Source organism: Bradyrhizobium sp. LeoA1Lang (genome assembly GCF_055413685.1).
Genome location: NZ_JBVAPG010000213.1, coordinates 1 through 11,518, shown reverse-complemented (window position 1 = coordinate 11,518; position 11,518 = coordinate 1). Strand labels below are relative to the sequence as shown.

The following is an 11,518-nucleotide window of genomic DNA, read 5'->3' as shown; positions in this document are numbered from 1 at the left end:
GTTGACCACATGCCCACAGCAACTGCAGCAGACAGCGTCTCTGGCTGCGTGATAGAAAGGGATCAGGAGCGGTCAGTTTCCAACTAACAAACCGGTTCAAGCGGTCCCGCTCCGCGGGTCCATTTCAGGTCAAGCTTCCCAGTGTGCGATCGTATCACCCGAGCCTTCTGAACGATAATAGGATTCCTGCAGCGAAGGTGCACCGCTGAGCACATCTGCAGCCCAGCTGCGCACACCTCTGCTGCATAAGCTGAAACTCCTCTACACACGCTATTCAACCAGTACCGGGCCCGCCGCTTCGGGTCCATTCGAAGTTACCTTCATATTCGGTGCAGTTCTTTTCGATCCCACACATATCGTTCCTGATACTGTTCGCCGCATTCGACTCGCATGCACCGCGCGCAGTGCACCAACCATGACGTAAGCCAAGACTGCGGCTCCTAAGCCGGCGAATGCTGGATAACTCTCGCCTTTCCCCTGCCTACGAAAGCTAGATTGTCGCGACTATTTGCATGACGAACCTGCCGCGACTGAGACAGCGTCGTGAGAGGCAGCTTCAGGCGCGCCGACAAAGCCCTGGTACGAGCCTTGCTTGATGAAGGGCAAGACCATGTGCTTCGCGCCGAGCCGCCGGATTCCTTCCGCCTTGGTGTCTGGCTCCGGACATGGATGTCTTCAACCGGACACGGTTGAACACAACAACACGCGGCGTCAAACGATGACACGGTAACAGTCGTTGTCCAAAGGAGAGAAGCATGTCCGGTATTGCAGGCGCTTTTCTGTTGCCAAGCCGTTCACAAAAGACGGTTTACGATCGGCTCAAGCACATGGTTCCGAAGCTTGAAAACCGTGGACAGGCGGGGTTCGGCGTTGCCGCGTTCATGTATGCAAAAAGTTTTCAATATACAAAGTCATGTCGGCCACCACGCGACTTCGCAACGATTGATTATGATGAACAGGGTGCGAATTTCAGGCAACATGTAGCGATAGCACATATTCGTACTCCATCTTCCCGGGAGAACAGTGACGGCGACGTCCAGCCCCTTGACAACCATAAAGCCGGCCATCGCCACTTGACCGTTTGTTTGAACGGCGCTTTGGCCAACGCTGATGAACTTAAGGAAGAACTGCTTGCCCAAGGCTATCGGTTTGGCAGCAGAACGGATGCAGAGCTTCCGCTCAAGCTTATTGAGCGCATTTGTCAAAAAGACTATTGGCAGCACGCTTTGCCGGTTGATTACGAGAAAGTCTTTCGTGACATTGATGTCCGTATTGATGGGGCCGTCATCGCACTTTTATTGGATGGTCAAGGTAATCTAACTGCTTTCCGCAATCGTAGTGATTTGCGGCCTTTGGAATTCATGAAAACCGAAGACGGTTTTGTACTCTTTGCCTCCGAAAATTGCGCTTTCTCCGGACTACAAGGCCAAGCGGACGAGATATTGCCAAGTCACATCAAGTATGTGGACGGACAAACGGGAGATTGCATCACTCGCTTTGTTGGCCGTGCTGGACACAGGCCAAAGCTTTGCGCCTATGAGACGCTCTATCTAGGAAATACGAAAACGTCGATACGAGGCCACTCTCATCTGAGCACCCGTCACAATATAGGCGTTACCCTGGGTCGAATTATCTCGCCGACTTTAGTGGTCGAAACGGGCTCCGCCCCCATCATCGTTTCTTCCATGCCGCGTACGGGAAAGCCGTATGCCGATGTTCTATTCGCATCTCTGGCCGAACAACAGGGTGCCCTCGTTCAAAGGCACGAAGTGATCGCAACATGCTGTTCGGAGCGCACGCTCATAGGCATCGCTGGCGAACGCAAATCGCTTATCGCGCAAAAGTACCGGGTCGCAAGCAAAGACGTTACAGGCCGAACCATAATTATAGCCGATGAGGCGCTTATTCGCGGCGATACAAGCCGGGCAGTGACGGAAATGCTCCTTGCCGCCGGGGTCAAGGCTGTGCATTGGGCAATCGGTTCTCCGCCCATCGTAGCGCCAAATTACTACGGCATGGGTATCGACACGATTGATGAGTTGGCGTTCTGGAAAGTCTGGAAAACATTGCCACCCGAAGCGCGACAGAACAGTCAGCGTTTCCATAAAATCGAGTCGCAAACGCTCACGGTGATCGAAAGGCACATTGCTTTGTCCATCAATGCTGCCAGCGTCACTTATCTGCCCTTTCATTCTCTCGTATCCTTGCTGCCGCAGGGGCATGATGGAATCGATCTATCTCCGTTTACGGTCGAGATGCCAACTCCTGCAGGGCAAAAACGCGCGAACGAAAACTTGAATAGATTGGTCGCCGATCTCGCCTTCACAAAAGTATCCGCTGCCTGAGGTCACGATGAAGCCGGCTCTTGTATTCGATTGGAACGGCACTCTGCTCGACGATGCCGATGCCTTGCTGCAAACGACGAACGCCATTCTGAGCCGGTTCGGCCGCGCTGCCATCGACATGCAAACTTTTTTGGACCAGTGCGACGTTCCACTTTCCGTCCTTTACCGCAATCTCGGAATGTCGGAACGCGAAGTCGAAACAGTGGATAGCGATGGCAGCGCTATTTTTCACGACACCTACGAGCCGCTGGCGAGCAAAGCCGATCTGCGCGACGGCGCCCGCCGCATTTTGGAAACGGCGCGTCAACAGGCCGTTTCCACCATCATTCTGAGCAACCATATAGTCGAACCCCTCCGTACCCAATTGCGAAGGCTTGGAATCGACGATTGCGTCGATGAGGTTCTGGCCTTTGAAAGCCGCGCTACTCAATACAAAAGCATGAGCAAAGGCGAACGGCTTCAGCTGTACATGCAAACACACAATCTGAACCCTGGGTCAACCGTCTTCATCGGGGACATGCCGGTCGAAACGGATATTGCACGCAATCTTGGCTTGATCAGCGTAGCCATTACCGGCGGGTTTGTGTCCGAGTCGCGTTTGCACGCGGCGCAGCCGGACTACCTCATTGATAACCATCATAAGCGGCTGCGCGTTCTGCAAGAAACCGGCTTTTTTCGAAATGCATAGTGAGCGAGAGCATGACTGAAAATCCATTATCGACCGCAACGCCTATGCCAGCGCGACAAAAGATCGGCCTGATCGGCGCAGGACGCATGGGAACCGGCATAGGGATCAGTCTTTTGCGTCATGGCGCCGAATTGCATATCAAAGCCAACAAGAACCGTAGGGGTGCGGAACGTTTAATCGGCATGGGCGCTTGTGAACGTGCTTCCATTGCTGAATTGGCCAGGCATGTAAATGTCGTCGTTTTGTCCTTGCCTTCAAGCCGCGAGGTTGAGGCAGTCTGTCTTGGGCAACACGGATTGTTCGCGCATTTACCCCGACAGAGTCTGATACTTGACTGCACAACGTCTCATCCTGCTTCAACGCTCGTTTTGGCCGAACAGGCCCAAAAGCATCGCTTAGCCTTTATAGATGCCCCCGTAACGCGAAGCCCTGAACATGCAGAGCAAGGACGTCTCAACGCCGTTGTTGGATCGGATGGGAAAAGTTTCCGTATCGCTGCCGATATTCTTGCTGCGTTTTGCGAGAACATCGTCCCTGTCGGCGATGTCGGGCAAGGCCATAAGCTCCAGCTGGTCTATAACGGCATGACGATGGGCATAGCGGCGGTAGCTGCTGAAACTTGCCGGTTTGCCGATGGCCTTGGCGTTGATCTTGCAACCTTACGCTCGTTAGTCAGTCGCGGCGCGACCAACAGCGGAATATTCCAAAATTTCGCAGCCTTTATGTTGGGCGAAAGACCGGATGTTTTGGCGATATCCATTACCAATGCCGCAAAGGATATTGATTGCGCCGTGCGGTTAGCAGGCGAAACCGCAATAGCAGTGCCGGTTCTGACTGCGGCCGCGCAAAAATTACACACCTCTGTTGCCGAAGGCAAAGGTGAACTCACCTTACCTCATCTCACGCTTCTCTGAGGACAACGGATGACATAGTAACAGCACCCGAAAAACTTGTGTGCTGCAGACTTCGATGACCGTCGCGAGTTCGGCAGTCGGCGGTTGTTCCTGACCCGGCAAGGTGCGGCAAATGTTGCTTTCGATTCTTTTCTCCTTCCCTACCGGTGCTGCCCTGAACATTTCGCTGACGGTGGATGGGCGCTGTCGCAGAAGATCGAACACAGTTCCGCTTAATCTGCGATTGGCTTCTCGCTGAACGACAAATCCTGAAAATTTGTGCAACCGTACAGCAGTCGCCGAAAATATGCCGAAAAGATAGGGCACTTACGGGTTGGTCGGAACTGTCTATGACGGCAGATTCCCGGCCCGAAATTACAGCGAGGCTGGCGTGAGGGTTTTCCGCAACCGGCCATCTCAGACGGGGAGGAAACTCACAGTGTCACAAACATTCATCCCGTACGCACCAACGGTCTCCGCAGGGCCGGCCGTTTTGACACTCGCACCTCCCATGTCTACCCTCATTGGGGACAAAGGCTACGATGGCGACGGCTTTCGCGCCGAAATCGTCAATCGCGGCGCGAAGCCCGTCATTCCAAACAAAATCCAACAGGGTGATCCTCCACAGATTCAGCAAACGCGTCGACAAAAAGCGCAACGTTATAGGCGCTGTTTCCGCGCAGAAGGATTTCAGGCGTGTTGCAATTCGCTACGACAAACTCGCCAGGAACTTCTAATGCTGCCGTCTACCTCGCGGCCATCGTCGCCTATTGGATCAATTGAGTCTGAACCCTCATACTCTTTCAACGCCAGGCGCGCGGGAAGCGGAACCCATCACCGAAGAGTCCGGTCCATGACCACACATCGCCAGAGGATTTTGAGTCCGCGTCCTTCTCCCCCGCCACTGGCCTGCCGGCAATGCGAGCGAAGTTCTGGATCGCTTTGGAGACGAGCTGCGGATAGGTGAGGAGAAAGTTGTCCGGCTGGGTGTGCATCAGCGCCGGCATATCCTTCTTTTTTAAATCCTCATACGACTCATTCAGCATCTTCTTGTACAATGATAAGCTATTCGACGTGCAGCGGCCGCCGCGCGACTTCACACGGAAGATCGCCTCCGGGGCAATTTTCCCAGAGATCATCGCAACGTTCAAACGCCCGCGATAGCTGGTGCTGTCGAGTTCGGCGGCATCGCCGATTACCACCCAGCCATCGCCGTAGAGCTGGGGTATGGTGTTGTAGCCGCTTTTCGGGATGAGGTGCGCGGAATATTCCTTGAGCTCTGAGCCGTCGATTAGTGGCACCACCGACGGATGACGCTTGAAGCGGTCGAGCAGCCCGTAAGGCGTTTCGCCCGTTCGCTGGAGATCGGAGACGAGGCAGCCGATGCCGAGTGAGATGCACTCCTTGTTCGCATAGATGAAACCCATGCCGGTCATCCCGCGCGAGATGGTGCCGGCGGCCTCGATCACGACCCCTTCGTCGCGCTTGAGATTGAAGCGGTTTTCGATGGTCTCGCGCGGCAAAAGGTGCATTTCCTCGACCTCCAGCGCAACCTGGTCGGGCATCGGCCGCTCGCGCAAGCCCGCACACGTCCCGAGCAAGCCATTGACGCCCTCGGCGAGCACCACTACGTCGGCGTGGATTATGCCGTCCTGTCGGTCAGTACGCACACCAATGACGCGGCCACGGCGGTTCTGCGCCAGCTCGGTAACGGTAGTCTGGCACAAGAGGGTGGCGCCGGCCTCCTTCACCTTGCAGGAGAACCATTTGTCGAATTCGGGGCGGATGACGATGTACCGGTTCGGTCGCTGGTGATTGCAATCGTTGAAGCGGTAGCGCAGCCCGATATGGGAACGGCTCTCCATTATCCAAAAGCGCTGCTCGACAAGGCGGCGCTCGAGGGGGGCATTCTCGCGGAAATCTGGCGTCAGCTGCTCCAAGATGTCCGCATCGAGGACTGCCCCCTGCACGTTCTTTGATCCGGAATATTCGCCGCGCTCGAGCTGCAGCACCTTCATGCCGCGCTTGGCCATGCTCAGCGCGGCCGCGTTGCCGGCCATTCCGGCGCCAACAACGATCGCATCGAACCTCTCTTCGATCATGGGCCTCTCCTTTGTTCAGTGGCGCATGTTCTCAAACCTACCCTCGCTTGCAACGCGGTCGCCTGCATAGGGCGACGGCGGAGGCGGCGAGATCACGACCCAAGATCGTGCTTCCCAACAACAGGATCTCCGGCTCGGAGGTGTTGACAAGGCCGGTCAAGGCCTTGGTGTCGGACACGTTGCGGCAATCTGCAAGCATGTTGTCGGCAACCAGATAGAAGGTCGGCGCCGTGGCAGAGTTCGACCGCGGGCGCTGCGCGTCGCCTTTGTCTCCGGACCGATCACGACCTCCGCGAGATCAACTTTCAGCTTCAGCTCCAAGGAGACTGATTGCACTGGCCGCGCTCCTGTTCGATAAAGACCCAGACATACTGCGTTGAAATTCACCGCGAGCGCCTTCTTGCCGGCGCGCCCTTCAGGAGACGCGCGAGCTCCTGTCAGATCGCTCATCATCAAGACTCTTCGGATCAGGCATCGCGGGCCAGCGCCGCAAGATCGGTCTCAAGCTTGGGCTGGTGCTTGAAGATCGCGTCGATCAATGCTTGCGCCGGCTGCTCGGCGGCTTCTACCAGCACCGCCTTCTCAGCGCGCGCGGACGGCGCGAATACACGCTTAACGACGGTCGGCGAGCCCTTGAGACCGCATTTGGAGATGTCCTCGACGCCGGCCTGCTGCGCGTTCCACTTCACGATCGGCGCCCGGGCGGCACGCAACGCATCCGCCATGGCGCCGCGGCGAATCTGGTTGGTTGCCTCCAGCATGGTGATGAGACACGGCAGCCGGGTGCGGAGCACCTGCACGCCGCCTTCGGAGCGCCGTTCCGCTTCAACTGTGCGTGCGGCAAGATCCAAGGCACTGATCTTGGCGACGTAGGTGAGCTGCAGCACACCTAGCCGCTTCGCGACGCCGGGCCCAACTTGGGCGGTGTCACCGTCGATGGTCTGCTTACCGGTGAAGATGAGGTCCGGCGGGCCATATTCCTTGCCGATTTTGCGGATGGCGGTCGCAAGTGCGTAACTCGTCGCCAGCGTATCGGCGCCCGCGAAGCAGCGATCGGTGAGCAGTACGGCGCGATCGGCGCCAAAGGTGAGCGCTTTGCGTAACGAGTCCTCGGCCGACGGCGGCCCCATCGTAAGGACGGTGATCTCGCCGCCGAATTTATCGCGCAGCTCCAGCGCGGCCTCGAGCGCGAAGAGGTCGTATGGATTGATGATGGTCGGCACGCCCTGACGCATGATCGTGTTAGTCACGGGGTGCACGCGGATTTGCGCCGAGTCGGGAACCTGCTTGATGCAGACGACGTTGTGCATATGTTTCTCCAGACATTGCAATGGCTGGCGAAGAGAACAGCAAGTTTCGTACCACTGCGCGAATTTCAAAATCAGCAGCGATACAATGCTTTTTGGAAACGTCATCTCACCCTAGCCTGACGTTTGCCGGCGACGGAATTGCGACATTGGTCCTGACTACGACAGCTCGGCTCGCGCGGCTTAATTTATCGTTGATCTGGGTCAAAGCGGGTGGCCCAAAACGGATTCGCTTCCTCGGGAAACCGCAGCACCCGCTGCGCTCATGAGGAAGCCTAAGCCTTGAGCTCATTTGCAACCGACGAGGCTTCGCATCACCAGGAGCAAGCGCCGCGTCGCAACGAGCTTGCGGCGCCTGCGGCCACGAGGCACACGGCGATACCTTCGTAGTCCCGCAGCGCGCGGCGGTTGCTCCACATGAGCGGACGCGGGCTTAGAATTGAACGCGGTCAACCAGCAGACGATGATCTCGCCGACTGAAATCCGGCGTGAGCTGATGGTCGATTGCGACATTACCCAGGCAGTGGCGATGGCAGCGCCCGCGCCGCCGATGGTCACGGCCCCGACGCGCGCCAAATCCTTTCAGAAACGCTTGATCTCGACACCGTATTTCCTCAAGGCGTAGCCAATCTGGCGCGGTGTCAGCCCAAGCAGGCGCGCCGCCTTCGCCTGCACCCAGCCGGACCTTTCCATGGCCGCGATGACACGCTCGCGATCTGTGATCTTCGCACCACCTACGAGGGATGCGCCGGCTGGTGCCAACGGAGCCAGGTCGCCGCCGAAAGGCGGGACCGGCATAGCCGCCTCAGCCGGCGGCATGGCGGGCATAATCGGCACTGATACGATCGGCCGCGGCTGCAGCGCCACCTCGTCCGATCCGGTTTTCCACAGCATCGCGGAAAGGCACTGGCCGTGGCAGCAGGCAAAGTCGTCTCTTACGATCGATGGTCCAGGTGCAAGGGTCGCGGTCCGCTGCACGCAATTCTCAAGCTCGCGCACATTTCCGGGAAAACCGCAGTTCATCAGTACTTCAATCGCACTGCTATCGAAGTCGAGCGTACGGCCGTTCTCGCTGTTGAAATTTCTGAGGAACTCGGTGGCGAGGAGCGGAATATCACCGCGCCTTTCGCGCAACGGCGGCAGCAGCAAGGGAACCACGCTGATCCGATAATAGAGGTCGGCGCGGAACTCGTTGCTTGCCACCGCCTCTTCCAGGTTCTTATTGGTGGCGGCAATCACGCGAACATCGACCTTAACGGTCTGGTTGCCGCCGACGCGCTCGAATTCCTGCTCCTGCAGGACGCGCAGTAGCTTTGCCTGGAACGAAGCCGAAATCTCGCCGATCTCGTCCAGAAATAGCGTCCCCTTGTCGGCGAGCTCGAAGCGGCCCTTGCGGGAGCTGAACGCGCTGGTAAAGGCACCCTTCTCGTGACCGAACAATTCGGATTCCAGTACCGTTTCAGGCAGCGCCGCGCAGTTGAGTTTTATGAGCGGACGCTTGGCGCGCGCCGACCGCTCGTGAATCGCCTTGGCGACCAGCTCTTTTCCGGTACCGGACTCGCCGCGCAACAGCACCGTGCTGTTTGATTTGGCCACCACCGCGATCTTCTCGAGCAGCGCCCGCAGCGCCGGGCTGTCCCCGATGATCCCCTCGACATGGACCTTCTTGCGCTCCCGTGAAGGCTGCTTGAGCTCACACAATTGCTTTTGCAGGCGGTCCTTCTCCACCATCAGTCGCTCGCGGTCACACGCGAACAGCCGATGCAGCTTCACCGTCTGCCCTACAAGGTTGGCGATCATGGTGAGCAGCCGTGCGTCGTAGTCGAGCCGGACGCTCGAGGCCTCGTCCAGCATTCGGTCGATCGTCAGCGTGCCGACGACATTCGCATCGATGCGGATGGGAACGCCGAGGAACGACACTGGCATCTCGTCGGAGGCCCCGAGTACCTCCATGTCCGCAGCACTGAAGGCCGAATGCACCGCTACGTTTTCGGCGACGAGCGGCATGTCCGACGTCACGATCTCCTGCAGTGCCTTCTGCGGCAGGCGCATCCGGTAGCGCTCGTCGCTGCCTTCGCTCCAGCCGGCGCCCACGGTAATGTCCGGCACGCCATCATCGTGGAATAGAGAGACGATACCGTGCCGCATCTGTACAAACGATTGCAGAAGATCAACAACGTTGGCCAGCGTGACTTCGAGCCGGCAGGGCGCGGTGAGTACTTTCGATATTTCGAAGATCCCGATAATCGCGCTCTCATACGACGGCACAATAGGGACCGTGTGGTCCGTCTCGGAGTTTGAGTTAAGCCTTTCGCGTACGGAAGGGATATGCAGCATGACGACGTCTCCGTTGTCATGACCATCCTCCCTGTCGCTCTGTTCGGATTTGCGAATATTGTGTTGCATGTCATCCTCGATCTCGCCCTACAGGGAATGACCGCAAGAGATAACCCCTTATTATGGCACGATGGTAAAACTTACAGCGCCTTCATCGTGGCATAACGGTAAACTTACAATGCTTTGATTTGCTTATTCTCTGCTCTTCCGAACTCGTCGCGCGGATTCCGTGGAAACACGAGTTCCATTGATGTAACTCAAATCAGCTGCGATTTTTTGCTGCAGGTAGGGGGTCGATCACAGGTGTTGGCCACCATCGATCGGCACCTCGGTGCCCGTGACATAGCTTGCCGCATCCGAGCATAGGAAGAAGATGACCTTCGCGACTTCTTCGGGTGTGCCCACCCGGCGCAGCGGAATATTTGGCACAAGACGCGCTTCCGTGTTCGGCGACAAAATGTCTGTTTTGATCTCGCCGGGCGCGATCGCGTTCACGCGAATGCCATGCGGTGCATAGTCGTGCGCCTTTTCGCGCGTGAGACACGCGAGCGCAGCTTTCGATGTTGCATAGGCGCTGCCGGCAAACGGGTGCACCCGCGAGCCTGCGATTGAGGTCACGTTGACAATTGATCCCGACGCTGCTCTCAACTCCTCAAACAGGCCTTGCGCGAGCAGGATCGGCGCCACCAGATTGAGGTGGAACACCCTCATCCAGGTTTCGACTGACGTCGTCAAGGACGTCAGTCGTGCACCGTTCGGCGTCTTCGGCGAAATTCCGGCATTGTTGATCAATGCGTGCAATGGCGCGCCCGCGAGGCGCTCCTTGACCTCGGCGATGGCGCGCGGCAGCATCCGATGGTTGCTGAGGTCGACCTGGACATGGTTGTCGGCCCCTGACTCCCACGGGCAGCGCCCGCCATCGAACGGTTGGCGCGCGCAAGAGATGATGCGCCAGCCCGCTTCCGAAAACAGCTTTCCGGTGGCGTGACCGATGCCGCGCGACGCCCCGGTCAGCACCAACGTCTTCCGTTCTCCCTGCTGGATGCCGGCTCTATCGGTGTGAAACGGACAGCTCACGTCGGTCGCCGACCGTGGACCGGCGACCGCATCGTCGTTTCTCAGATCGAGACTCAAAACGCACCTCCCATCTTGCCCTCGCCCGCCAACGCGGTGCAGGATTTGGGCCAGTGCGATGCAGAGGAATGCTCGCACCTTTTGCGGCCCAATGTCGTGTTCGCAACAGGTTGGCGGGTTCGGGACATCGGGCGCGTTTGCTTTCGGACAGCAGCAAACGCTGGTGCACACCAAGCCGATTTTCAAGTCCCGCAAGACGTGCACGGCACTGCCCATTTGGCTCGGCTCTTGCTCCACGGCCCTAATGCGCGCTGGCTTTGCCGCAAATGTTGTCAATGCGGTCGGTCGAGGTCCGTAAATTGCGCGGATATCAGAACCGCTGGCGAATTCGTTGGCTCTCACACCATTCGATGCGGGGGAACGACGTGTTGCTGTTGAGCAATCCGCCCCTCCTGAGAACCAGGTTACCGGCCACGTCATTCCATTCATCATTCCGTGATCGAACTGGGTCTCAGGATCGGCGGCAGCGAACCCTCAACCTGCAGCGTTTCTCGGCGGCCTCCGCCATCGCAGTCTTCTTGAGCGTGGCGATATTGTCGGCAGCCTCCTTCGAGAGGCCCTCGCGGACGGCTTCAAGGCTGGGTTGAACGTAACCGGCATGAGGCCCCCACCTAGCCATCCTTCGGCTTGCGCGCGATACAGCCTGGCATGAGCGGATCGGTGGAGGTGTAACGATGGCAAATGCCATGCTTGATGCCAGGCAGGAAGGTGA

General features: G+C 57.8%; 8 protein-coding genes and 2 pseudogenes. 5 read left to right on the top strand and 5 right to left on the bottom strand.

Going from position 1 to position 11,518, the window contains the following annotated elements; all coding sequences use genetic code 11:
- Positions 1-755: 755 nt before the first annotated feature.
- From ACZYOF_RS38875 to ACZYOF_RS38860, 4 genes and pseudogenes are all read left to right on the top strand, one after another.
- Positions 756-2,345 (top strand): amidophosphoribosyltransferase, encoded by a 1,590-nt coding sequence (locus ACZYOF_RS38875; RefSeq protein ID WP_463719048.1) that lies wholly within the window; start codon positions 756-758, stop codon positions 2,343-2,345.
- Positions 2,346-2,352: 7 nt separating this feature from the next.
- Positions 2,353-3,033 (top strand): HAD family hydrolase, encoded by a 681-nt coding sequence (locus tag ACZYOF_RS38870; RefSeq protein ID WP_028169371.1) that lies wholly within the window; start codon positions 2,353-2,355, stop codon positions 3,031-3,033.
- An 11-nt stretch (positions 3,034-3,044) separates the two neighbouring features.
- On the top strand, positions 3,045-3,947 hold the full coding sequence (locus ACZYOF_RS38865) for an NAD(P)-dependent oxidoreductase (RefSeq protein ID WP_463331876.1): 903 nt from the start codon (positions 3,045-3,047) through the stop codon (positions 3,945-3,947).
- Between the two features lie 451 nt (positions 3,948-4,398).
- A pseudogene (locus tag ACZYOF_RS38860) lies at positions 4,399-4,709 on the top strand (IS5/IS1182 family transposase); the annotation flags it as partial.
- A gap of 20 nt (positions 4,710-4,729) precedes the next feature.
- On the opposite strand, the gene ACZYOF_RS38855 reads toward ACZYOF_RS38860, so the two are convergent.
- The 3 genes and pseudogenes from ACZYOF_RS38855 to ACZYOF_RS38845 all read right to left on the bottom strand — a co-directional run bounded on the left by ACZYOF_RS38855 (position 4,730) and on the right by ACZYOF_RS38845 (position 7,338).
- Positions 4,730-6,028 (bottom strand): FAD-dependent oxidoreductase, encoded by a 1,299-nt coding sequence (locus tag ACZYOF_RS38855; protein ID WP_463719047.1) that lies wholly within the window; start codon positions 6,026-6,028, stop codon positions 4,730-4,732.
- Positions 6,029-6,107: 79 nt separating this feature from the next.
- Positions 6,108-6,478: pseudogene (locus tag ACZYOF_RS38850) on the bottom strand (electron transfer flavoprotein subunit alpha); the annotation flags it as partial.
- Positions 6,479-6,495: 17 nt separating this feature from the next.
- Positions 6,496-7,338, bottom strand: coding sequence for an electron transfer flavoprotein subunit beta/FixA family protein (locus ACZYOF_RS38845; RefSeq protein WP_028168869.1), 843 nt, complete (start codon positions 7,336-7,338; stop codon positions 6,496-6,498).
- 436 nt (positions 7,339-7,774) lie between these two features.
- Between ACZYOF_RS38845 and ACZYOF_RS38840 the strand changes: the two genes are divergently transcribed.
- On the top strand, positions 7,775-7,960 hold the full coding sequence (locus tag ACZYOF_RS38840) for a hypothetical protein (RefSeq protein ID WP_130228489.1): 186 nt from the start codon (positions 7,775-7,777) through the stop codon (positions 7,958-7,960).
- On the opposite strand, the gene nifA is transcribed toward ACZYOF_RS38840, so the two are convergent.
- Together nifA and ACZYOF_RS38830 are read right to left on the bottom strand one after the other, a co-directional pair.
- Complete coding sequence (gene nifA, locus ACZYOF_RS38835; RefSeq protein WP_028168867.1) at positions 7,918-9,741, bottom strand: nif-specific transcriptional activator NifA; 1,824 nt, start codon at positions 9,739-9,741, stop codon at positions 7,918-7,920. The two genes, ACZYOF_RS38840 and nifA, sit on opposite strands and share 43 nt — an antisense overlap.
- A gap of 228 nt (positions 9,742-9,969) precedes the next feature.
- Positions 9,970-10,806, bottom strand: a complete 837-nt coding sequence (locus tag ACZYOF_RS38830) for an SDR family NAD(P)-dependent oxidoreductase (RefSeq protein WP_028168866.1) — start codon at positions 10,804-10,806, stop codon at positions 9,970-9,972.
- Positions 10,807-11,518 lie beyond the last annotated feature (712 nt).

Coding starts and splice junctions, on each gene's coding strand:
- ACZYOF_RS38875 (WP_463719048.1), top strand. CDS start 756: ATGTCCGGTATTGCAGGCGCTTTTCTGTTGCCAAGCCGTTCACAAAAG.
- ACZYOF_RS38870 (WP_028169371.1), top strand. CDS start 2,353: ATGAAGCCGGCTCTTGTATTCGATTGGAACGGCACTCTGCTCGACGAT.
- ACZYOF_RS38865 (WP_463331876.1), top strand. CDS start 3,045: ATGACTGAAAATCCATTATCGACCGCAACGCCTATGCCAGCGCGACAA.
- ACZYOF_RS38855 (WP_463719047.1), bottom strand. CDS start 6,028: ATGATCGAAGAGAGGTTCGATGCGATCGTTGTTGGCGCCGGAATGGCC.
- ACZYOF_RS38845 (WP_028168869.1), bottom strand. CDS start 7,338: ATGCACAACGTCGTCTGCATCAAGCAGGTTCCCGACTCGGCGCAAATC.
- nifA (WP_028168867.1), bottom strand. CDS start 9,741: ATGCAACACAATATTCGCAAATCCGAACAGAGCGACAGGGAGGATGGT.